The sequence below is a fragment of the Chitinophaga sp. genome (assembly GCF_036569185.1).
Taxonomy (GTDB): domain Bacteria; phylum Bacteroidota; class Bacteroidia; order Chitinophagales; family Chitinophagaceae; genus Chitinophaga.
Genome location: NZ_DATCRD010000193.1, coordinates 14,085 through 37,658 on the forward strand (window position 1 = coordinate 14,085; position 23,574 = coordinate 37,658).

At 46.1% G+C, this 23,574-nt stretch carries 20 protein-coding genes; 8 read left to right on the top strand and 12 right to left on the bottom strand.

All coding sequences use genetic code 11. The features are described 5' to 3' along the window. Positions 1 to 82: 82 nt before the first annotated feature. The 3 genes from VIM72_RS14785 to VIM72_RS14795 form a co-directional block, all read right to left on the bottom strand. On the bottom strand, positions 83 to 2,467 hold the full coding sequence (locus tag VIM72_RS14785; protein ID WP_332003595.1) for an outer membrane beta-barrel protein: 2,385 nt from the start codon (positions 2,465 to 2,467) through the stop codon (positions 83 to 85). Positions 2,468 to 2,594: 127 nt separating this feature from the next. After that, a complete protein-coding gene (locus tag VIM72_RS14790) occupies positions 2,595 to 3,644 on the bottom strand; it encodes a helix-turn-helix domain-containing protein (RefSeq protein WP_332003596.1) in 1,050 nt (349 codons plus the stop codon). Between the two features lie 274 nt (positions 3,645 to 3,918). After that, positions 3,919 to 4,947 (bottom strand): aldo/keto reductase, encoded by a 1,029-nt coding sequence (locus tag VIM72_RS14795; RefSeq protein ID WP_332003597.1) that lies wholly within the window; start codon positions 4,945 to 4,947, stop codon positions 3,919 to 3,921. Positions 4,948 to 5,416: 469 nt separating this feature from the next. Here VIM72_RS14795 and VIM72_RS14800 point away from each other — a divergent pair, with 469 nt between their 5' ends. Next, positions 5,417 to 6,439, top strand: a complete 1,023-nt coding sequence (locus VIM72_RS14800) for a glycoside hydrolase family 5 protein (protein WP_332003598.1) — start codon at positions 5,417 to 5,419, stop codon at positions 6,437 to 6,439. Here the strand turns inward: VIM72_RS14800 and VIM72_RS14805 are convergent, their stop codons facing one another. Beyond that, on the bottom strand, positions 6,440 to 7,078 hold the full coding sequence (locus VIM72_RS14805) for a Pr6Pr family membrane protein (protein ID WP_332003599.1): 639 nt from the start codon (positions 7,076 to 7,078) through the stop codon (positions 6,440 to 6,442). It abuts the gene before it with no gap. A 194-nt stretch (positions 7,079 to 7,272) separates the two neighbouring features. On the opposite strand from VIM72_RS14805, the gene yhdJ reads away from it, so the two are divergent. Both yhdJ and VIM72_RS14815 read left to right on the top strand, forming a co-directional pair. Further along, the gene (yhdJ, locus tag VIM72_RS14810; protein WP_332003600.1) at positions 7,273 to 8,100 is read left to right on the top strand and encodes an adenine-specific DNA-methyltransferase; all 828 of its coding nucleotides are present in this window, start codon (positions 7,273 to 7,275) and stop codon (positions 8,098 to 8,100) included. Between the two features lie 204 nt (positions 8,101 to 8,304). Beyond that, positions 8,305 to 9,159, top strand: a complete 855-nt coding sequence (locus VIM72_RS14815) for a hypothetical protein (RefSeq protein WP_332003601.1) — start codon at positions 8,305 to 8,307, stop codon at positions 9,157 to 9,159. On the opposite strand, the gene VIM72_RS14820 is transcribed toward VIM72_RS14815, so the two are convergent. The 4 genes from VIM72_RS14820 to VIM72_RS14835 all read right to left on the bottom strand — a co-directional run bounded on the left by VIM72_RS14820 (position 9,154) and on the right by VIM72_RS14835 (position 12,436). Next, a complete protein-coding gene (locus VIM72_RS14820) occupies positions 9,154 to 9,789 on the bottom strand; it encodes a DUF5710 domain-containing protein (RefSeq protein ID WP_332003602.1) in 636 nt (211 codons plus the stop codon). The two genes, VIM72_RS14815 and VIM72_RS14820, sit on opposite strands and share 6 nt — an antisense overlap. Positions 9,790 to 10,066: 277 nt before the next feature. Beyond that, positions 10,067 to 10,531 carry a VOC family protein gene (locus VIM72_RS14825; RefSeq protein ID WP_332003603.1) on the bottom strand — a complete coding sequence of 155 codons (465 nt, stop codon included), beginning with the start codon at positions 10,529 to 10,531 and terminating at the stop codon, positions 10,067 to 10,069. 100 nt (positions 10,532 to 10,631) lie between these two features. Next, complete coding sequence (locus tag VIM72_RS14830; RefSeq protein WP_332003604.1) at positions 10,632 to 11,729, bottom strand: hypothetical protein; 1,098 nt, start codon at positions 11,727 to 11,729, stop codon at positions 10,632 to 10,634. Between the two features lie 182 nt (positions 11,730 to 11,911). After that, positions 11,912 to 12,436 carry a hypothetical protein gene (locus VIM72_RS14835; protein WP_332003605.1) on the bottom strand — a complete coding sequence of 175 codons (525 nt, stop codon included), beginning with the start codon at positions 12,434 to 12,436 and terminating at the stop codon, positions 11,912 to 11,914. 74 nt (positions 12,437 to 12,510) lie between these two features. Here VIM72_RS14835 and VIM72_RS14840 point away from each other — a divergent pair, with 74 nt between their 5' ends. Beyond that, on the top strand, positions 12,511 to 14,187 hold the full coding sequence (locus VIM72_RS14840) for a TPM domain-containing protein (RefSeq protein WP_332003606.1): 1,677 nt from the start codon (positions 12,511 to 12,513) through the stop codon (positions 14,185 to 14,187). Positions 14,188 to 14,257: 70 nt separating this feature from the next. Here VIM72_RS14840 and VIM72_RS14845 read toward each other — a convergent pair whose 3' ends face one another. Both VIM72_RS14845 and VIM72_RS14850 read right to left on the bottom strand, forming a co-directional pair. Beyond that, the gene (locus tag VIM72_RS14845; RefSeq protein ID WP_332003607.1) at positions 14,258 to 15,079 is read right to left on the bottom strand and encodes a DUF6515 family protein; all 822 of its coding nucleotides are present in this window, start codon (positions 15,077 to 15,079) and stop codon (positions 14,258 to 14,260) included. A gap of 129 nt (positions 15,080 to 15,208) precedes the next feature. Beyond that, positions 15,209 to 16,162: an ADP-ribosylglycohydrolase family protein gene (locus tag VIM72_RS14850; protein ID WP_332003608.1), complete on the bottom strand. Its 954-nt coding sequence runs from the start codon at positions 16,160 to 16,162 to the stop codon at positions 15,209 to 15,211. 1,507 nt (positions 16,163 to 17,669) lie between these two features. Between VIM72_RS14850 and VIM72_RS14855 the strand changes: the two genes are divergently transcribed. Together VIM72_RS14855 and VIM72_RS14860 are read left to right on the top strand one after the other, a co-directional pair. Continuing rightward, positions 17,670 to 18,650, top strand: a complete 981-nt coding sequence (locus tag VIM72_RS14855; protein ID WP_332003609.1) for an aldo/keto reductase — start codon at positions 17,670 to 17,672, stop codon at positions 18,648 to 18,650. A gap of 55 nt (positions 18,651 to 18,705) precedes the next feature. After that, positions 18,706 to 19,410, top strand: coding sequence for a DJ-1/PfpI family protein (locus tag VIM72_RS14860; protein WP_332003610.1), 705 nt, complete (start codon positions 18,706 to 18,708; stop codon positions 19,408 to 19,410). Here the strand turns inward: VIM72_RS14860 and VIM72_RS14865 are convergent. Together VIM72_RS14865 and VIM72_RS14870 are read right to left on the bottom strand one after the other, a co-directional pair. Then, complete coding sequence (locus VIM72_RS14865) at positions 19,358 to 20,389, bottom strand: fatty acid desaturase family protein (RefSeq protein ID WP_332003611.1); 1,032 nt, start codon at positions 20,387 to 20,389, stop codon at positions 19,358 to 19,360. The genes VIM72_RS14860 and VIM72_RS14865 overlap by 53 nt on opposite strands. Positions 20,390 to 20,434: 45 nt before the next feature. Continuing rightward, the gene (locus VIM72_RS14870) at positions 20,435 to 21,316 is read right to left on the bottom strand and encodes a lysophospholipid acyltransferase family protein (RefSeq protein ID WP_332003612.1); all 882 of its coding nucleotides are present in this window, start codon (positions 21,314 to 21,316) and stop codon (positions 20,435 to 20,437) included. 153 nt (positions 21,317 to 21,469) lie between these two features. On the opposite strand from VIM72_RS14870, the gene VIM72_RS14875 reads away from it, so the two are divergent. Continuing rightward, on the top strand, positions 21,470 to 22,294 hold the full coding sequence (locus tag VIM72_RS14875) for an N-acetylmuramoyl-L-alanine amidase (RefSeq protein ID WP_332003613.1): 825 nt from the start codon (positions 21,470 to 21,472) through the stop codon (positions 22,292 to 22,294). Positions 22,295 to 22,474: 180 nt separating this feature from the next. Beyond that, positions 22,475 to 22,864 carry a hypothetical protein gene (locus VIM72_RS14880; RefSeq protein ID WP_332003614.1) on the top strand — a complete coding sequence of 130 codons (390 nt, stop codon included), beginning with the start codon at positions 22,475 to 22,477 and terminating at the stop codon, positions 22,862 to 22,864. Positions 22,865 to 23,574: the final 710 nt, after the last annotated feature.

Sequence of the window (23,574 nt, forward strand, 5' to 3'; positions counted from 1 at the left end):
AAAACAAAAAAACGTATGCCGCCTAATCGTTATTAAGATCCTGGAGAAGAAATATAACGTAGTGGCTGAAAGTAAATAAGCGCTATATCCCTGCGCGGTTTTCTTCCTCATTTTTACTGCGTTGTTTACTGTTATAAGTAGAGCTTCCAAAGCTGTAACTGAGCGTAAGCGCAGCTCTGCGGTTACCGAACCAGTGCGTGAAGGCATTGTCGATGATTTTCTTCTCCCGGAAAATATATCTCACACGATAAGTATCAAACAGATCATAGCCATTAACCCCTGTACTAAATTTCCCCTTTACCCAGCTTTTCCTGATACCGATATCCACACTGGCTGCCGGTTTGGAGATATACAGCCCTGTGCCACTTATGGAGCGGTAGTAGTAGGAAATATCAATAGTAACCTGTTGCGGCAAAGAAAATACCTGGCTGCCACTGATGTTGTAATCAAATATAGGGATGGCGTAAGTTACGCCATGATAAGGAGTTTGCTCCTTTTTATAAGCTCCCCTGATAGTATGATTCATCCGCCACCATTTATTAACAGGCAGGGGAAAACTGGCTTCTAAGCCGGCAAAGTCGTTATAGGGAAGGTTTTTGCCCAGGTACTGCAATATATTGGTGACGCTGTCGTATTCCGGGTAACGCGTCATTGGATCTGATTCCCTGCCGGCCTGCAAAGAAACCTGCAATGCTTTTCGTGTATAGGTAATGTTGAATGTTTGTGTAGTGGATGGCTGCAAATACGGGTTACCTACAAAATAATTCAGCGGGCTGTTATAAAACCGGAAGGGGTTTAGCTGGGCAAAATTGGGCCGTGTGATGCGCCGGCTGTAGGAAATGTAAAGCTGTTGCGATGTTGTTAGAGGGATAGTGATGCTTACACCGGGCAGCCAGGTAAGGTAATTCCTGGTGTTGGTAGTTTGCGTTGTGATGGCATGGCCGGTGCTGTGTGTATGCTCTGCCCGCAGGCTGATGGTATAATTTAGTTGGCGGTAAGTATTTTCGTAAGATGTATAAACGGCTGAAATGTATTCGTTGTATTGGAAATTATTGGAGCGGCTGGCGTCGGGTGTAAACACACCGGTGGTATGGAGAGTATCATAGTATAAATTATTCTTCGTGGTAGTAAATGCAAACCTGCCGCCTGCCGCCCATTTCCCTTTGCCTGCATTCCCTGATAGGTCGGCCTGTACAGACCGTATCAGGATATTGTTGTACAGGTTGGTTTTCCAGTAGTCGAGCAAATAATCTGTGAGGGTATTTTTTGTCCGGATATCTTCTCTCTGGTGATTATCGATCATCATGAGATTGCCGAGTATTTCCAGGGTAGTTCCACCGAATTTTCCGGTATAGTTAAGAATGGCGGCGTAGTTATCCTGCAGGGGACTGGAACCGGTAACCGTGTTGGTATGGGACACCAGGTGTTGTGCGGAGGAATCCGTGGTGTGTAAAGTATTAAGGGCTGCAATTTGCCGGTTTTGCCGGTAGGCCCTCCCGGTAAAGCTTAGCTGTTGGGATTGGGATAGCTGATAATCTATACCCAGCTGGTAGCTGAGATTATTATTACTGGTAATTGTTTGGGTATTGGTAGCCATGATATTGGTATTAGCCAGGTGTTGTAATCCCGTATACCGGTAATTTCTGTCACCGATCATATAACCCAGCCGTACGCTATATACCAGCTTCCTTGTTTTATAGCTCAGCGAAAAGTTATTGTCCGCATTGGTATAGGCATTCTGTTGTACTACTATGCCGGCATTCCCTTTCCAGCCGGGCGAAAGGTCCTGTTTCAGTTTAATATCGATGATTCCTTTGTACTCGCCATCATACCGGGAAGAGGGATTACTGATCACTTCAATGGAAGCAATCAGGTTAGGCGAAATACCTGCAAGATACTGTTGCAGTTCTTCGGGGCTCATCTGTACCGGCTTCCCGTTAATAAGTATAGCGGGAGTTGTTCTGCCCGACATCTGGATACTCCCGTCTCCGTTTACCTCAATGCCGGGTACTTTTTTCAGGATATCGAATGTATTGGCGGCCGTTTGGAAAAGCGGGTTTCCTGAAACGGAAACAATGAGTTTATCGCCCATCCGGCGGAATGCCGGTTTTTGTCCGGTAACCGTTACTTCACTGAGTAATGTAAGATCGGCTGTCATGGGCAGCAGTCCCAGGCTAACGGGGTGATTTACCGGTGATACATCTCTGTAAATTTTTTTATAACCATAGGAAGATAACAGCAGTATATATTTTCCCATGGGAACATTTTGTAACACAAACTCACCGGTTGAATCGGTGAGCTGTCCTTTAACAAGTCCCGAATCTTTTACAGACAAAATACTAACGGAAGCGAACCCGATGCCTTGCCCGGTTTTCTCATCTGTCACTTTCCCGGTGATCATCACCTGGCAATGAACAGTACCGCAAAGGATCAGCAGGATGCCGAGCGCACCTGAAAATTTTATCATGAACAACGGTTTCCTGCAAACCTAAAAATGGATTTGCCACCGGTGGTTTCGTTTGCAGAAATCAGGCGTACGGATTTATAAATCCGTACTGTTTGAAATTTTAACGGGTTGATAACCAGTATGCTGATCAGGAGATCTTTTCTTTGTACAGCGCAGGTGTGGTATCTTTTATTTTCCGGAAAGCGGCATAAAAGGTGGATTTGGAGTTATAGCCTACTTCATACCCGATGGCTTCAAGCGTTAGATGATCATTGCCGGAGATCAGCCTGCAGGCTTCATTGATGCGGTATTCATTAATGTAGGTGGAAAATCCTTTCCCGAGATTCTCGTTCAGCAATTGGGATAGCTGGTGTACAGAGATATTAACCGCCTTCGCCAGGTCATTGAGTTTAAGGTTGGGATCTTTATAAAGTTCTTTTTCGATAATTGCTTTTTCCAGTTTTTCTATCCACATCAATGCATCGGGGGCGGCTATTTTTTTTCTTTCCGCTTTTACCGGTTGTACTGCATTTTCATACCCGGCGCCCTGTAAATTATAAAAAAGACAGAGATACAACAGGCAGGAAAAAAGAACCGGGCCAATGATATAGATACCATATATAACGTTTGCCAGCGACAACAGGTAGGCCAGGAATACGAGACAGTTGCCCGCATACAGCATCAGCCGGAATTTTTCTGTGCTGGTTACAGCAGCCCGGTTCACAAGAAAAGTTTTTAGCACCTGCCTCAGTACAAATCCTGCAGCAACGAGGCCGGAAAACCATTCCAGGTAAATGATATAAACGATGATCTTATTCCAGATAACAGGATAAACCGCATAGGGAAGAAGGGAGCCGGTAATTATAATCATCCCCGACAGTATCCCCCATGTCCATTTCCAGGATGCAGGTATGCGGGTAACATTCTCCTGTACGGACCTGAAAAAAAAGTAGAGGGCAGGGCCAATGAGGAAGCAGGCGGACAGGCCTATCTGCAGGTATATTTTGGGTAAAGCAGGATTGAAATAGAGGAAAACAGATTTGGCTACCCGGATGCTGAGTGCCAGCAGCAACGTGATCAGGAAAATGGTAGGAACAGATCTTTTCTTTTTGCCTGCTAGCAGATAAATGCTGAGCACTATACCATTAAACGCTCCTAATGCGCTTACAAAAAACAATATTTGCTGGCCAATATTCATGGATGAAACACGATGCGTTTTACCAATGAATATAAGCGAAATTTTAGTAAAAGTAGCCGGTGCTACCGGCGGTATCCATTAACATGCTGTTGCAAAGCAATAAAACTATACAACAGCATGCTCCCGGAAATTATTTGCAGCGGGTATTGTAGCGTTATCCCGTAAGTGCGTGGAATCCGGCCCTGCCATTCAGCAGCGCACAGTATTATGGAGCAGATCTGGCAGGAGCGTTTAAAGTCATGATCCGGACCGGGGCCGGATCATGACGATCAGCTTATTTAACCAATCCGGCTGCTACGTGTTGGGGATCTGCCAGGTTGTGGTTAAACCAGTGAGGATATAAAGGTCCGGGTGCAGTAAGGCCGTTCAATAACTCCACTTCCTCCGCGGAAAGCTCAATGGCGGCCGATTTGAGATTGTCTTCCAGCTGCTGCACTTTGGAAGCGCCAATCAGAACGCTGGATACTACCGGTTTAGTAAGCAGCCAGGCCAATGATATTTGCGCCACGGTAGCATTATGTGCTGCTGCTATTTCTTTCATCCGGTCTACCAAAACAAAGCCCCTTTCTTTATCGAAGGGAATAATATCAAAACCCGAAAGGCGGTTCCCTTCTTCTTTCAGGTTTTCGCGGGTATATTTTCCGCTGAGGAATCCGCCTGCAAGCGGGCCCCAAACCGTCATGCCAATGCCTGCGTGCTGCATAAACGGCGCCACATCATACTCTACATCACGTCCTACCAGGGTGTAGTTCATCTGCCCGTTACAGAAAGTGGCCCAGCCATTATCGCGTTGCATCTGCCAGGCAAGCGCTGATTTCCATACGGACCAGTTAGAGAAGCCGATATAACGCACTTTACCGCTTTTAACCAACCCATCGAGCGTGGTAAGCGTTTCTTCCAATGGCGTAACCGGGTCTTCACGATGAACAATATACAGATCAATGTAATCAGTGCCCAGGCGTTTCAGGCTCTGATCGCAGGAGTACAGGATATGCCTGCGGGAAAGCCCCGACTGCGTAATAGGTGCGCCGTTCCGGAAACCTACCTTAGTGGCGATCACCACGTCATGCCGGTGTTTGGCCAATAGCTTACCCAGCATTACTTCCGATTGGCCGGCGGCATACCCGTCGGCAGTGTCAAAAAAATTGATACCTGCAGCAAGCGACGTATCAATCATTCTGCCGGCCTCTTCTTCAGATACCTTATATATAGTCGGAATAGACGGATCACTGCCAAAGGTCATAGCGCCAAATGATAATCTGGAAACAATAAGCCCGGTGTTTCCAAGGGTAGTGTATTTCATAAGAAAACTTAATTAGGAGATTTAAAATATAAAATATGGTTAAGTCGCCAAAACGAATCGCAAATATCGCCCGGAAAATTTATTCCCGGATATTTATCAAACTACCATTTTTTAATTATTTTTTAGAAAGATGTTGATTTGAAGTTTGCGTTATCAAAGTTGATATGGATTCTTGGGAAAGTACGATATTTTTATCGTGAATTCCGGGCATAAGGTATAAACTGGCAACTTTGTAAGCCATTCAATTTTGAGCTGTTGTTGTCTAAAATAAGGAACATGTTTACCTTGCAAACTACAAGTAGACATGCAGGTGGCGGATATTTCTATCGCTGGAATATCTTATGAAGTGGGTTTCAATACCGCATTATTTTACCAGATCTTTTAAAGCGGAATGGGGCTTTTATCTTCTGCCAGTATCCGGCGATCGGGTAAGGATTCACCAAAAAAGGCATAATAAATTATAGCTGATATGAAAACGCTAAGATGCTATTTCCACATTACATTATTGCTTGCAGGTATATTCGCAGGTGCAAAGCCGGCGCAAGCCGCAGCAACCAACGATAATGGCTATACGTTGCCTGCCGGATCACCGGTACAGCGCTATGGGGCCTTGCACGTATCCGGCCGCTATCTGAAAGATCAGCATAATAACACCATTACTTTACGTGGACAAAGTTTTGGTTGGAGCAGCTGGTGGCCGCAGTACTGGAACCAGGACGTAGTGAACTGGCTCAACGATGATTTTAAAACGGATATTGTCCGGGCTGCAATGGGAATAGATGTAAGGCCGGCTTACCTGAACGACCGTACACACCAGCTTGCATTGCTGAAGAACGTGGTAGACGCTGCATTGGCAAAAGGCAGCTATGTAATTATCGACTGGCACTGCGAAGCATTTCACCAGGAAGAAGCGGTGGCCTTCTTTAAAGAGATGGCCAAAACTTACGGCCATCATCCGCATATCCTTTATGAGATCATCAACGAGCCCAATAAAACACAAACCTGGGAACAGGTGAAAGCATACGCCGCCGCAGTAATTGCCGGCATCCGCGCATACGACCCGGATAACATTATCATTGTAGGCTGCCCGTACTGGGACCAGAAAATCCGCGAAGTAGCAGATGCGCCTTTAACCGGTTACAGTAATATCATGTATACCGTTCATTTCTATGCAGCGTCGCATGGACAATGGTTGCGTGACGACTGCGCCTACGCGCTCAGCAGGAACATCCCGGTATTTGTAACGGAATGCAACGGCTCCGAAGCCACCGGCAGCGGGCATATCGATTATCCGCAATGGGAGGCATGGTTCTCTTTCCTGGAAAGCAACCAGGTGAGCTGGATCAACTGGTCGGTGTCCGACAAGCCCAATGAACTATGTTCTATCCTGCAACCGGGAGCCCCTGCCAATGGCGGATGGACGGCTAATCAGCTTACAGAATCAGGAAAGTATATCCGCGCGAAACTGAGAGGTTACAGCACACGTAAATAACTATTTTTTTCGTGACCACAGTTTTCCTATGCCAATAAAAGCCAGCGACATCACGATGAATAGCACGCCCATTAGCGCAGCATTTATTAATGTTTGCCGGAGTCCAAGCCCTCCTATGTTAATAAACGGGTATGGATAAAAATCGGAAAAAGAACCGCGGATCAGTACAAATAGCAGATAAATGAACGGGTACCAGAGCCAGGGTAGAAAGTCTTTCCACCGGAGAGAACTTTTATTAACAAACACGCACCAGTACAAAACAAACAACATAGGCACTATTACATGCTGTACCTCGTTGAGTATTTTTTGCAGCCCATTCAATGGCCGGAGCCCGCGCAGGATCGTATTGTATATCAACCCCACAATGGCGATGTACACGGCAATTGCCGTGGCTGTTCCCGTACGGGCGAAGAACCGGCCCCAGCTGCTGTTGGGCGCAACCAGCAATGCAGAACAACAAACCGCTACCATGGCGTTGGTAAGCAGGGTGAAATAGCTGAAATACCGGATGACGCTTTCATACCATGGCTCCTGGTTATTTTTGATGATAATATAAAACTGTGGAATAAGGGCAAACCAGGCGAAACAGGATAAGATCGCCAGGAAGATTTTTATTGAAATGGGTTTTTGCAGGCTCATCTTCCATTAGTATTTATACGAATATAATTATATAATCCCCATTTAGTGTTATTCCCGGGTAGAATAACTATTTCTAACTTGCAGCACTGCTTATTTATTCCTGTACTCATTTTTTTATTACATCTTCCGGAAAAAGGGCCAGGATATATTATCCTGGCCTTTTTTAGCTAATTTTATCGGCAGAAAAGAAGGAAATGGAAGTATTCGGTACCCAGAGTCACACTATCATACATGGAGATGCTTTGCAGGCCCTGCAAACGCTGGTGCCGGATCAATCAGTGGATCTCATCTTTGCGGATCCTCCCTATAATATCGGCAAAAACTTTAACGGGCATATTGAGAAATGGGATACCGAAGAGGAATACCTTGCCTGGTGCTACCAGTGGCTGGATCTCTGTATCAGCAAGCTCAAACCAACAGGTAGTTTTTATGTAATGACAGCTACCCAGTTTATGCCCTATTTTGATATTTACCTGCGTGGGAAAATGAATATCCTCTCCCGTATTGTATGGAGTTACGATAGCTCCGGTGTGCAGGCCCGCAAATACTTCGGGTCTATGTACGAGCCTATCCTGTTTTGTGTGAACGATAAAAACAACTACACTTTCAACGCTGCCAGCATTCTCATTGAAGCAAAAACCGGTGCAAAAAGAAAACTGATCGACTACCGCAAAAGCACACCCGCTGCGTATAACACGGAGAAAGTGCCCGGTAATGTGTGGGACTTTCCACGGGTGCGTTACCGCATGGATGAATATGAAAATCATCCCACGCAAAAGCCGGTGGCGCTCCTGGAACGTATCATTAAAGCCAGCTCCAATCCCGGCGATAGGATACTGGATCCTTTTTCAGGTACTTTTACCACCTGCGCAGTGGCCAAAGCCCTCGGCAGAAACTGCACCGGTATTGAAATGCAGGAAGAATATATAAAGATCGGGCTGAGAAGATTACAGCTCGCAGAAGAATACAAGGGAGAGAAATTACAACGTAAAATGCGCTCCTTTGAAAGCGGTATTATCTGACCTCCGTTCAGGTAAACAGTGAATACAGCATTATATGATCAGACAATTGCTCATCGCAGGAAACATAATATTCTTCTCACCGATGCCTGGCCTGCAGATCATACAGGAAGGCTAAGTATATTCAGGCTCAGTATTTAAATATTCCATCTTATTTTTGCCCGGTGCAGTTCCGGTTGTACAGGACTGTATTTTAAACCAGGATATATGGAATTAGCCGATCAGAAAATAATGGCTGCTATTGAAGCCGTCTGGCAGGAAGCAGAGGTGTTGTTTGAAAACAATGATCCTGCCCGGTATGCATTGAAGCTGGAAGAGGCGTGGGAGCTATTGCCCGCTCCTAAAGAGGTGTATGGGGAGAGCTATGATATTGCCCTTGCTATTGCGGAAACCTATCTCATTTTAAAAGATTACCCGGCGCTGTTGCGCTGGGCGAATATATTGCAACAGTGCGATCCTGCACGCCCGGACGACGGAGAACGTGAATTTATCCTGGGGAAAGCCCTGTTTGAAAACGCCGACAGGAAAGGGGCGGAAACATATTTTACAACCGCTATGCATAAGTCGGCCGGACGGGTGTTTGAAGGTGTTGATGAAAAATACCTGCATGTGCTTCCCGGCCTGGCTGCCTTAGCAGAAGAGGAACTGCCTACAGATATTTACGAACAGGTAGAAGCTTTATCTGAAGCAGGCAACGAACTGGCCGATGCAGATGACTTTGACGGCGCTATTGCGCGGTTTACTGAAGCCTTGCAACTCCTGCCTCCACCGGCGCAGCATTGGGAGGCCAGTACCTGGTTGTATGCCAGCATAGGTGATATGTATTATTTTAAAGGCGATTACCAGGCCGCTGCCAACAACTTTTTTGATGCGTTGAATGGTCCGGATGCACAGGCTAACGGCTTTGTGAACCTCCGCCTGGGAGAAAGCCTGTTTGAACTGAACCGGCAGGAGCAATCGCTGGAATATCTTTTAAGGGCTTATATGCTGGAGGGAGAGGAGATTTTTGCAGAGGAAGATGCGCGTTATTTTGATTTCCTGAAAACAAGGGTACAGCTATAGGTCGGTTCTTTCTGCAAACTCATTGATAAGCCTGGCATGATCGCCTAAAGAATATACCGCGTCTATCAAAGGGGCATATTTCAGGGTGTAATTACGGATCACCAGCCGTGAGGCTTCCGTTCTTTCAGTTGGGTTAAATACGCTGCCTGCTTCATCAAACAGGAACCAGTCGCCCTGGATACTGTTGCAGGACTCGCAGTGGTTAGACCAGCAGTGATCTCCCAGCATATCAGACCAGGCCCGTTTATAACGGGGATAGTTATCTTTCAGCAGCGTTTGAAGATTTTCAGAAATGGCGGATACCTGCTGGAATACTGTAAAGAAATCCTGGGCCAGCCATACCAGTTCATCCCGCTCATTCATGTCTTTCTCGTAAAAATAATTACCGGCAATGGCTATCACCCGGTTGTGATGCTGGCATTTCCAGCACGGCCTGCCTGCATGTACAATACTTATTTCGGTGGGCAGGATGATAGCAGGATGCTTTTCCGGTATCCACCGGGCCACTTCTATCAGCCGGTCGTACCGGTCTTCCGGTAAATACCAGGTATGTGCTACCTGGTCCCATTGGGCGCCCATAGATGCAGCATGCTCTTTTTCCGTGTTAGGAACATTCAGTAGTAATGACATAAAAAAGCAGGGTATGACTAAAGACTCTCGTTAATGAATTTAAGGAAAAAAAGGGGATTTCGGAGGCCTGTTCATGATTACTTAACGGATCCGTTCAGATAGTGCCGGTATGGGGAGATCAAAAACAAAGGTATTGGCGCGGTTTGAAACCGGAAAATGTAACTAGGCTGGTACCGGGTGTTAATAACAACAAAAGCATTGACAAGGTCTTAAAAAACCGTCAATGCCTTTGTTATACAGGCTGCAGCCGCTATATGCGCGGCCTGTTGCAGTACGATCAGTATTTATCATCGTTGATTTCCAGCCAGTATCCATCCGGGTCGCGGAGATAGATCTGCTGTACGCCATCCACTCTTTTGTTTACAGCACCGGCTTTGCCCGGCCAGTCTTCAAAAGCAATATTATTCTTTTTCAATACCCCGATGAAGGCCTGCATATCGGGTACGCTGAAGCAGAGATGCGTGTTTTTGTCGTGCACAGTGGCTTTGGCTGCGCCGGAAATTACGTGTACGTGGCTGTGCGGGCCTACTTTAAACCAACTATGCCTGCCATCTTTGAAGGGCTCTTCCATTGGCTCAAGCCCGATAATATCCCTGTAAAAATCGGTGCTTATTTTCAGGTCCACAACATACAGCGCCATGTGGTTCAGTGATGGATACTTTTTCGTTTGTCCGTTCATGTGAATAGAAATACCGGTAAGTGCCAGTAAAAGCAGGCCGCCGGATAATATAAATTTTTTCATACAAACAAGATAATCAGTGCAAATGAAAAGTGCAAGCGGAAATTAGCTTGCCGGTGAGTCCGGTCCGGGGCCAATTTCCGCCTGTACTTTCAGCAATAGCTTAATTCGCCGCTTTAAACGCTACTGATTCAATGATAACATCCAGCTTTTTCAGGGCCGGCATATCTGAGCGGAGTGTTTTGTCGCCTGTGACCTGATCGTATTGTTTAGGATCGCCGGTGTTGTTGGCTTTCAGCACTATGATCACGTTTTTGCCTTCCAGGGCGCCGCCATTCCAGCTGGTTACCATACCGCCGTTGGTCCATTCGAAAGCATTCAGTTTAAAGGGGCGGCCGTTTACCTTGATGAGTTTATCCAATGGATCGCCGGCTTTTATGCCGTAGGGCGATTTCCATTTGGAGGGGTAGTGGGAGAAAGTAAGGATGTTGCCATTTTCACCATCAAACTGTACTTCCAGCTCATTATCTGTATCCGGGTAGATCAGGTAGGCTTCGCCTTCTTTTTCGCCGGAAAGGTTAATCGCATCATGCTGGGTAACATTGTTGGCGCCATACATTTCTACCAGTTGCTCGGGGGTGCGTACCTGGAAAAGGGGACGCACTTCCCAGTTTCGTGTATCCGCAGCCGGAGCCGCAGGGGTGGCTGCATCGGTGCTGGTTGTTTCCGTAGTGGCGGAACTTTCGCTGGTGTTGCTGGCGGTGGCCGGTGCATTGGCAGCTGCCTGGTTAGCAGCCGCAACTTCTGCAATGGTAGCAGGTGGTTTTTTACCGGTAACCGGTCCGGTATAGGTAGCCAGGAAATCCTTTTTATCTTCCAGGAGGGCTTTCACATCACTTTTGTATTTATTGGCGGTGTAAGTAGCAATAGGAAATACGCTGTTGGTCTGAAGCCCCATACTGCGCAGGTTGGCAATAAACCGCTGCCGGTTGCAATCGCTGTACTGGTAAAGGTATTTCAATGCGGCGTCCAGGGCTACCGGGTCTTTTTTCAGGTCAAAAACAGTAGAGTCGATATCCAGGCCGGCATTACCGCTGCGGGTGAGCTGTTCGGCAATATACCCCGTGATGGAGTCGTGCGGCAACTGGTAATGGGCGGCTACCCGGGCGGAGAAATCGTCTGCAATATTCTGACTGAGTTTCGTTTGCGCGGTAAGTACCACCGGAACGAGCAGGGCAACCAATATGAAAAACCTTTTCATGTGAGCTGTATTGAGAATCTTTAAAACTAACAACGTTAAGTGGTTTGAGATCACTAATTTATGTAATCTTTGCCACAGCAGTTACCATTACCGCAATAATAGCGGGAAATAGTAAAACGTATGGATACTGAAATATAGTATTTTTAGCAGCAGGGAGGCCAAAGAAATGAGCCTGCGAGGTTTTATGGCCGTAGAGGTATGCTGTCATGGGTTTGGGTAAATAACCCGTACTGCTTTTTTATTTCCGCATACAGGTCATAGTCGGACGCGGATTTGATAAAGGAGTATCCCGGCTGGTAGTATCGCATAAAAAGTTGCAGGCTGTCGCCGTCGAGCCGGGTCACCTTATTTACCAATGAAGGCGTGTACACGCTGTTTATATACATCTCCTGTTCTTTATCCAGCAACATATGCCGGAAGGCTATCTTCTTTTTATTCTTCTTAAACTGCGTAACCTGGTACAGCTTATGAATATCCACGGCAGTGATCTTGTAAACTTCATACCATTTGGGACGGCGGAAAGTGATCTCTTTACTGTACTCTTCCCGGAAAGCGGTAGCATCTTTAAAAAAATTATACTGAACGATATTCACCGGTTTCAGTTGTACCGGTGGTTTTACAGTGGTATCTGCAGGTTGGGTTTGTGCAAAGCTGCGGGCAGCTGCAAGGCAGGATAATAGGATCCATATGCTTAAAACAGGCTTCATCAGCAGTTAAAATACTTTTTTCTGTTGAAAGGAAAAATTAAATAACCATATCTTCGGCGCAGAAAATATCCCCGATGAAGTATCAATCGTTTTTATTCAGGTGTTTGTTACTGGTACTGTTCACCGGTTTCCTTGCGTCATGTGATCAAAGTAAAAAACAGAAGTTCAGTGTAGAAGATGTTCCCGATCCGAAAAAATCCGGCGGGGGGTATGTAAGCAATCCCGATCATCTTATTTCTGATGCCACCGTAAATGAGCTGAATGAAAAATTATCGGTGCTGGATAACGCAGGCAAAGCACAGGTAGGGGTGGTAATACTGCATAGTATCGGCGATAATGAACCGCGTGATTTTGCCCATAAGCTGTTTAACTACTGGAAAATCGGGGAAAAGGAGAAGAACAATGGCTTGCTGGTATTGATGGTGGAAGATGCCCGCCGGCTGGAATTCGAAACAGGGTACGGGCTGGAAGCCGATATGCCCGATATTATCTGTTTCCGTATCCAGCAGGAGTATATGATACCGCGTATCAAGGAGCATAACTATGACGCCGCGTTTACGGATGGCATCAGGTCAGTGGTCTCCCTGTTCAACAATGGCAACTACGCGTACGACCGGCTGCCTGATCTTGCGCCGGCCGATGCTTCCCTGATGGCTGCCGACAGCACCAACGAGGTGGTGGCTGTAGCACCGGTGGGGGCCGGCGATGCGCAGGATGCAGCCGCAGCTGACATGGCCACGGCGCCGGGAGATGCGATAGACGTAGCACCGCAATCGTTCGCCCAGACAGATATTGCCACCAACTCAACATCCAACGACTATACCGGGGATTTTTCCATCCCGTCGGTAATATTCTGGTTATTCGCTTCGGCGGCGATGATGCATCTTTTTTTTGGGAAAAAGGTCAAAAGAAAGGATGATGATATTGACGCAGAACCTTTGAAAATATCGTCTGTTCCTAATGAGTTCCTGCGTCCCCGCTGGATAGGATTGATCATTATTCACGCTGTTGTTTTCTATATCATTTATTACATCACTACAAAACAGCATACAGATGTAGGTTTCCTGAAGGTGTTCCTGATCTACTACCTGGTATGGCTGGCATTTATGCACGTAGCCGTGATCCTGATTGCAGCCCGTTCGGCGGTGATGCTCAGGAATGACGACCGGCACCTGAAATGGCTGCGGCTGGAGGTATTGCGCCGCGATTTACGGATTGCAGGTTATGTGTTCCCATTACCATATTTATGGTTCTACCTGAAGTGGCTGCAATACCGGCTTAATCGCTTACGGAACGATGTGTATGATTGTCCGCAATGTTCCCATCCCATGCGTAAGCTGGATGAAGCGGAAGATAACACTTACCTCGATAAAGGGCAGGTGATGGAGGAAAAACTGGAATCGGTGGATTATGACGTGTGGCGTTGCGATACCTGCAATACCCAGACAGTACTGAATTACACCAATATGCGGTCGGGGCTTACAGATTGCCCTTCCTGTAAGTATAAGACGTATAAATGTAAAAAGACGGTGACTAAACAGCGCGCCACTACTTCGTCGGAAGGGTGGGGCATCAGGGAGTATATATGCGCATTCTGTGCCTATGCACACGATTACCAGTTTATTATTCCGAAGATATCCAAATCTTCTTCCTCTTCTTCTTCCGGGAGCTCCTCGTCTTCCTCCTCGTCTTCTTCTTCCGGCTGGGGCGGCGGATCTTCAGGTGGTGGCGGAGCCAGCAGCAGCTGGTAAGCGCTGTTGCCGGAATAAAAAAGAGCCGGTATAAAACCGGCTCCCTGTTAAGCTGAATAACTATATTGTTTTAATTATCGGCATTCATCTTACCAACCACTTTATATCCTGCGATAGAATTATCGCTGTTCAGAACTGACTGATAGTACATGCCGTCTGGTGATAAAAAGTACTGCTGACCATTGATATTCACGGTGCGGCAGTTATCCGGCAACTGTGAGATCATATCTGTATTACCGGTTCCGTTGTCGGGGCTGTTGTTGTTTCCCTGGTCATCAGTGATAGTGACAGTTTTGTCGCCTATCTTACCATTTTTGCCTACCACTATATAACGTCGGCCGTTATCTGTCATAGACTCCTGGTAATAGGTACCATTCAGCTCATAATAGGTGTTTCCATCTACCTGTATTTCCTGTGCGCCTTCCGGCAGATCCGGTACTGCAGCGCCAAGGGGAGCTTCCACTACTTTATAACCTTTGGAATCGCCGGTGGACTCATAATACGTTCCGCCGTAATAGTACATCGGGCCAAAGGAGGCGCCAAGGGTAAAGTAACCGAAAGGCAGTGAGGAAACATATAATCCTAATGGAGGAAAGAATGGGTTGTAGTACGGGCGGTACCAGGGGCGCCTGTAATAAACACGTCCGGGACCATAGTAGCCGTGATAATAACCCCTGTTTACCGGGGCCACCACGCGGGGAGAATATAAACGGGGGGATGTATATACCCTGCCGCTGCCGCCGTAACGGAATCCTCCGCCTCCGCTGAAATGGGCGCCGCCACCCCGGCTTCCTCCATGGCCTGCACTAACGCGCTGTGCATTGGCATTGCTTACTGTAAATGTGCCCAACAGGCCAACCAGCACAAACAGTATATAAAATCTGTTTTTCATTTCTTTAACATTTGGTAATCATCTCTTCAGTATCTCTTTTCTGTTATTTATTAGACGGTAAAAGGGGGCTGAAGTTTAACTATAATACCGTATAAAGCAAAAATGCGGCCGGTTTGCTGAAAGTACTGTTTATTGGGTGCTGGCAGTATTAATGGCTGCCATAAACCGGTTGGCGAGATGGCCTATTTCTGCTGATTTTACCACCTGGGCAACCCATTGGGCAGGAAGCTGGTTGAAACCATAATGGAGGCCGGCCGCGGCGCCTGCCACAGCGCCGGTAGTATCGGTGTCTCCTCCGAGGTTTACCGCAGCGAGCACACAATCCCGGTAGCCTGATGTGTTAAGCAGGCACCAGAGCGCGCTTTCCAGGGTATGTATCACATAACCTGAGCTGATCACCTGCTGTTCCGGTATTTCAGCTATATTTTGCTGTAAAACGCGCTCGTAAAGCCTTACTTCTGCAGGGTTGAAGGGTTGGGTGCCCACGTAGGCGTTTACGCTCCGCTGCATCTGTAAGTACGCTTCCCCGGGGTTTTCTATAGAAAGCAGCGCACGCAGGAATTCTACATAAATAAAGCAGCCCAGTACCGACCGGAAATGCTGGTGCGTAATACCGGATACTTCCCTGGTAAGCTGGTAGCGGGTGTGAATATCATTTTCATTGATAAGGAAAAGGGCGAGGGGCATTATGCGCATCAGGGATCCGTTGCCATTCTCAAATTCCTCAAAGCCACCGCTTACCAGCGGGGAAGTGCCTGTGGCGCAACGTTGCAGGGCGCGGCGGGTGGTATGGCCGATGTCAAAAACCTCATTATGCGCGCCCCAGTAGCCTTCCTGCGACCAGCGAACGAATGTATCCGCCATGTGCTGGAGATTATAACCCGTTATAAGACTTTCGGCCGTGCAGAAAGTAAGGGAGGAATCATCTGAAAAGGTACCCGGTGGCTGATTCCAGCATCCGTATCCGGTGAATGTGGTAACAGGGTTTTCTGAGAGATAACTGCGCGTTTTGAATTCTACCGGTACACCAAGTGCATCACCAATAGCGATACCGTAAAAAGCGCCTGTAATTTGTTGCTGCATAAGATAGAATAACTAACGTTAAAGGATGTATGTAATATGGTAAATGAATATACGGTTGATTCCTTAATTCTGATAACCGGAATATGGAATGTATACAACAATTTTTTTTAATTGTCATTATTCATTTTATTCAGCATTTTTTTGTGTTGTTCAGAATTGTTCATTCTCAGAATGAGTCTGGACCGTGGTTTCGGGGAACAATAACAACCTATCTTTGCATTATCACGATGAATATATCGTTGAGCACAACTACCGAGAATCTGTTTTTTTAGTTTGTCCTGAGCATTGTTATAACTTTATTTAGCACAGTTAACCCAGCTGCAAATAAAGGTTGTTCAACCATTAATGGTGCCGCTAAAATAGCTGGCTATTCCATGTATTTATTTAATGATAATGAAAATTAACCCACATGCAGTCTTTTTTATTCAACAGGCATTTTCAAACATGTACATTTCTTGGGCATTACCATTACCAGTTATTTTCTTTTGTATTGAATTAACGAAAGAATTGTTGTTTCAGAATGCCAGGTGCTGATCAGACGACAGAACAGACAGGCATAAGAAACAATGTGCAGCCGGCATTGATACGCCGGCAACTGGTCAGACCTGGTTTTACCGGTTTACCTGTAGGGTAGCGGTATGTACACTTGCAGCTACGGCATTCATTGTTTGTTCCCGGCTACAGTTAACCAATCAAATACTTTCACATGGGGTGATAGTACTACAGGAACGGACAGCTTTTCCAGGCAGTCCGGTTAATTTGATAGAACATTTAGTCGAAGTCTTTGCGACGCTTGCTTAACGGGACCGCTTATTCAGGTAGTCCCCTGATTTTTGATCCTGTTAAGTTTTTTGTAAGAAAATATTGGAGTGCAAATATAACAGAATCGGAGGTCCGGACCGTTTTTCCAAACGGTCCCTGTTACAGAAATCACCAATATGGAGGTATATACCCTGCATGTTGTTTATATATAAAGCCATATGTTAAACCTACCGGTGCAGAGAGATTATTTATGCTGCGATTGATTCGGAAAATCCGGGGGACTGTTTTTCCAGACGGTCCCCACTTTTTTAAAAAAACAGGCTGGAAAAGCCTTCCTGATATAGCACTTTTTCATAGGTTCAATTTGATTTTGGGTAAGTAAGGGACCATCTTTCCAGGTGGTCCTCATTTCTTCCCTCAGGTCATAAGAACCAGCCGCATTCACAATGGATCGGACATACTATAAAAGCAGGGGCTGTTTTTCCAGGCGGCCCCATTTTTACTGATCAATACATAGTAATACGGCTGAAGGGCCGTGCTTACTATGGCATGATGAATTTTGGACAGGGATATAAAGACAACAAAAAACAGGGCTGTTTTTCCAGGCAGCCCCATTATACGGATCAACATATGGTAACACGGCCAGGTGCCGTGCTTACTGGAACATAATTTATTTGAGGTGGACGTAAAAAATGGATACAGGGGCTGTTTGTCAAAGCAGCCCATAATTTTTAAACGGATTTATATGAAAAATGAAAGTTTTGGCTATAACTTCGTTACGTACCCGCTGCATAAGCACTTTATTGAAAACATGATAAACCCGGAATCCATGCAATATCATCTCCTCGGAAAATCAAACCTCACCATCAGTGAAATCGGGTTCGGCTGTATGTCGCTCGGTAATGACGATGCCGCCAATGCAAGCCTTATTCACCAGGCCTGCGAAAAGGGCATCAATTTTTTTGATACCGCCGATCTGTATGAACACGGACAAAATGAAATTACCGTGGGTAAAGCCCTGAAAGACAGGCGCTCATCTGTTATCATCGCTACCAAGGTGGGAAACCAGTGGAAAAAAGACGGCAGCGGATGGGACTGGAACCCACGTAAAGATTATATCATGGCTGCCGTGGAGGCAAGTTTGCAGCGGTTGCAAACGGATTATATCGATCTGTACCAGCTGCACGGAGGAACTATTGATGATCCCATCGATGAAACAATCGATGCTTTTGAAACTTTACAGCAGCAAGGGAAAATACGTTATTATGGCATCTCTTCTATCCGCCCCAATGTGATCCGCGAGTATGTTAAACGATCGCACATGGTGAGCGTAATGATGCAATATAGCCTGCTGGACCGGCGACCGGAGGAAACGGCTTTCCCTCTTTTGAAGGAAAATAATATTGGTGTGTTGGCAAGAGGTACCGTAGCTAAAGGTTTGCTGGTCAATAAACCAGCAGCGGCCTACCTTGATTATACTGCCAAAGAAGTAGCAGCGGCTGCTGCCGCGGTGAAGGAAGCAAGCACTTCTTCAAGAACCGCAGCACAAACTGCACTGCGGTTTGTATTGCAGCAGCCGGCTGTAACCAGTGCTGTTGCGGGCATACGTACTCCTGCTCAACTGGAAGATGCCCTGAACGCTGTGAATGCTTCCGCTTTACTGCCGGATGAAATAAAGCAATTACAACAGGCGGTAACAATAAATACTTATGGGCAGCATCGTTAACGCGATATGCTGCATACTGCCTCCATGATATTGTACTCCATATAAAGCTGTTGTTATGCAAAAAATGAAGGTGGGAATGTTATTGTTCCCCGGGTTAACGATCCTTGATTTTACAGGCCCTTATGATGTATTTGTAAAAGCACCCTGTTTTGAAGTGATGACTATCGGTGAAACTACCGGTATTATCCAGGCAGAAGGAGGCCTGCTGTTACAACCGCAGGTGGCGCTGGCCGACTGTCCGCAGCTGGATGTTATTTTTGTTCCCGGAGGCGCAGGAATCAATGCGTTACTTACGAATCCTGCAATTTTGCAGTTCCTGAAGGATCAGGCGGTAAAGGCAAAGTATATTACTTCTGTTTGTACCGGGGCTTTGGTACTGGCGGCAGCCGGCCTGCTGGATGGATTTAAAGCCACCACCCACTGGCGGTCGCTGGAGCTGTTACGAATGTTTGGAGTGGAAACGCTGGAAGAAAGGGTAGTGAAAGACAGGAACCGTATTACCGGTGGAGGAGTAACTGCCGGTATTGATTTCGGACTGGTACTGACTACTCTTATCGGAGGTGAGGAAACCGCTAAAATTGTACAGCTGCAGTTGGAATATAACCCGGCGCCACCTTTCAGGGCCGGTTCGCCTCATACTGCAGGGTTGCCGGTATTGCAACAGGCAAAGGAATTTACCGCGCATATGCTGGAAACCCGGAAGAAAATTATCCGGCAACTATTGCAGGATCGGGCTCCCTCCTCAGCAGGGCCTTCCTGATTATTCTTACCTCCTGCAAACTGATCATCCGGTTCTGTTCAGGGTCCCATACCTTGAGCCGGAAACAGGCACGGATATCACGAAAACCAAGGCTGGTGGTTTTAACCTGTTGCATTGCGGGGATGTTCTGCATTACTTCCGGTAAGCGGTAAAAAGGGATGCGTGCGTTGAGGTGATGAATATGATGATAACCAATATTACCTGTAAACCACCTCATAACAGGGTTCATCACCATATAGCTGGAAGAAAGCAGTGCCGCCTTATCGTAACACCAGTCTTTGTTCACATTGAATGTAACGCCCGGGAAATTATGCTGCGCATAAAAAAGATACGCGCCAAGTCCACAGGCAATAGTAAACGGAACCAGTACGAACAACAACCAGCTTTCCCAGCCCAGGAAATAGATGATGCCTGCACTGCCGCCAATATGGATAATGAGTGCCAGTAACGAATCCAGGTGTTTACGCGGACTGCTTACAAAAGATTGCACGCACATACCTATCATAAACATCGAGAGGTAGCCGGCAGCAATGGTAAGCGGGTGGCGGCTGAACAGGTAAGTTCTTCTTTCTGCCGGTGTGATGGTTTCAAATTTTTTCCGGGTAATGATGGGGTAGGAGCCAATGCTGGCACTGAATAATTTAGAGTTATGCTTGTGGTGATAATCATGTGAACGTTTCCATATGCTGGAAGGCGCAAGCACATAAATCCCGAAAGTAACCATGATCGCTTCCGCTAACCACGATTTATGCAGGATGGCATGATGCTGATGATCGTGGTAAATAACAAACATCCTTACAATCAGTAATCCTGAAAGAATACTGGCCATTATTTTCAGTACCAGGTAAGGTAATACCAGGGCGCCTGCTAAAGCCAGTATCAGCAACAGTAGCGTTGATATAGTATAGAGCCAGCTTTTGGTTCTTTCTTCGCATGCATATGGCTTGGTAGCCAATATCAGTTTTTTTCCTTCCAGCATATCGTTGTAGGATGATCTGTGTAAAGTTGTAGTTATGTATAAAAATTAAATGGCCGCTGTACGTTTGTGTTTCCACCTTTTGTGCGACCAGAGCCAGGTAGCGGGCTGGGAAATAATGTCTTCTTCCAGTTTTCGTGTATGCGCAATAGTGATAGCTCCGTCTTTTTCTTCTGACGGTGATGCCGTGAGTAGCTCTGCCGAAACCATGTAGTAGCCTCTTTTTTCACGGTGTACAGTTACATATACCACCGGGTAGTTCATTTTCTGCGCTATTTTTTCCGTGCCCTTGAAAACAGGGGTATCCTGGTGGAGGAAGTTGAGCCATTGCGCAGTTTTAGGCTGTGGCGCCTGGTCAGCTATAAATGCAGTAGCATTTACTTCGCCACGGTTTTGTACCATGTCGCGGAAGGTATCCTGCATAGCAATCAGTTTGGTACCAAAGCGTGTGCGCATGCGGTACATGAGCCCGTTAAAATGTTTGTTGGCCAGCGGATGATAAATTACATACAACTGCTGACGGCACAGGATACTGAACGTATTCCCCGCCCATTCCCAGTTTCCTTTATGTCCCATTACCAGCACCACGCTTTTTTGTTCCGCTTCAAGGCGGTTGAAAAGATCCACCGTTGCCGGTGTAAAGCTACAATGCTTTACCATCGCTGTTTTGCTGATGGTAAGGGTTTTAAATGTTTCAAGAAAAAGATCGCACAGGTAATGATAAAAATCTTTACATATGCGCCGGATCTCCGCATCGCTCTTTTCAGGAAAAGAGTTGCGAAGGTTCTGGAGAACTACCTTTTTGCGGTAGCCCATCACATAATACAATAACACGTATACTGCGTCGGAAACCAGGTAAAGCACACGAAATGGCAGAAGCGACAACGCGTAAATCAGCGGTAACAGCAAGTAGTAGGCAATAACAGGCAATGTGGCATAGGTTTTTGATACTCCGAAAAGTATTATTGAAAATGTAAATGTATAGTTTAAAGAACACTTTTCATAGTATCCGTGAAAAAAACGGCGCATTGGTTCATTTAGTATCTTTATTGTGCAGTGTTGTATAAACTTTAACAGATGCAGATGAAGACCATAGCCCGATTTGCGAGATATAGCTGCCTGCTGGCAGCGATTGGCGGCCTTTCTTATTGCGCCCGTAATCCGTATGCCGCCACCAACAAAATGTACCGGCAGGAAGCTAAGTCCTACGCCAAAACGCTGCGGCAGCCACCGGCAGCGCTGAATGGCGCTAAAGCCCCGTCCTGGGTAGGAACGGTGAACTTCAATATGCGTAAGCCCAATCTTGTTATCATTCATCATACTGCTCAGAATTCGTGTGAACAAACGTTGAAAACGTTTACCCTGCAAAGAACCCAGGTAAGCGCCCATTATGTGATATGCCGCAACGGAGCCATCCATCATATGCTGAACGATTATCTCCGCGCCTGGCACGGAGGTGTTGCCAAATGGGGCAACCTTACGGATATCAATTCCTCTTCCATCGGTATAGAGCTGGACAATAACGGTAAAGAGCCCTTTGATTCCGCACAGATCCGCAGCCTGCTGGTATTGCTGGACACACTGCAGCACCGTTACAATATTCCTGCAGCCAATTTCATTGGTCATGGTGATATTGCACCCGGAAGAAAAGTGGATCCCAGCGCATGGTTCCCATGGCAGCAACTGGCAGATAAAGGCTTCGGGCTTTGGTATAAAGACACCAGCGTCACTATTGTGCCCGAATCCTTCGATCCGCTGCTTTCGCTCCGCATCATCGGTTACGACGTAAAAGACTCGTCGGCCGCCATCATGGCTTTTAAGCGCCATTTTATACCCGCCGACAGCCTCCCTGGTCTTAATGATGCCGGCAGGAAAATATTGTTCAACCTGCAGCAGCAGTACCAATGATCCGTTAGAAAGACACGCAACTTTATTTTTACCCCTACGCCTTTCACTGGATTATTTTGTAAAGTGGGATAAATATCATATTTTCATAATGAGTTAAAGAGAAACAGCAACCAAAAAACAGATCGTTTACCCGGACTTGTTATTATACCTATTCTCCATGTTATACTAATCTTTCTTGTTATGAAACATTCCTTTAGGTTCCCGTTACTGCTGGCCGTTGCCAGTGCCGCACTATTATGCTGGCCTCATAAACAGGCCGCCGCCCTTAAAAAAAATTACTATGCCAATGATTCTTCCTGCCTGGTAAAAACAGATGTCAGCTACGATTTTGCTGATAATCTGCACAAAAAGGTAAATGATATCATAGAAGATAAACTCGCCGGAGGAATTGAAGAGAATGGCAAAATTACCTGGGAAAATTCTCCTGATGCACCGGAGTATTACCAGGTGGTGTTGCGCAAAACAAAAGTGACTATTAAATACAAAGGCACTTTATGTGAAGACAGGATGATCTGGCAAACTATTGAAGATTGCAAAGCGGAGCTGAAAAAATTACTGGAAACTAAGTAATTGATTTGCCGAAGATGATAGGGCTGGCCAAAAGTAATGGTCAGCCCTATTTTATTTGGGTACCTGATGAAACCCCATAATCGTTTATGCGATTCTCAACGCCTTGATTTTATTTTTTAGTCAGCCCTATTTCCGGAGAGGAATGCCTTTGCAGTAAGGCAGGCTGTATTGTGCCCAATGCCAGCGTACATACCCGGTTAATGAAATGCCCTCTGAAGCTGATAGTATTGAAATCAACAGCCATTAAGGCCATAACCTTGCCCTATTTTACTTTTCTTTATAGTATACCTTTAAATAAAATGATGATAAGTTATTCATAAGCCATATCTATTAGATAAGGCTTATATAAGGGTTATATAAGACTTACATATAGGTTATATAAGGGTTATCTATTAATTGATGTGACCGCTTTGGGGCATACGTTGACTAATAAGATGGCACCGCTACCGGCGGGTTTGGTAATGGTCTCTGCCAACATACCTGGTACAAACGGAACCATAAAGCCGCCAATAGCGTAACTGAGGGAAGCGCACCACTTTATGCTCCTGGTCCTTTGCATTTCTGCATCCACTGGATTTACGGTAGCTGATAACTGTAGGTATAAGTAGCGGTGTAGACATTAATAATGTTATGCAGGGTTATAAGAGAGATTTCTGACATTGAACAGGGAACTGCAGTATTTACAGTCTATTGTTACGTGCAGCAGGTTA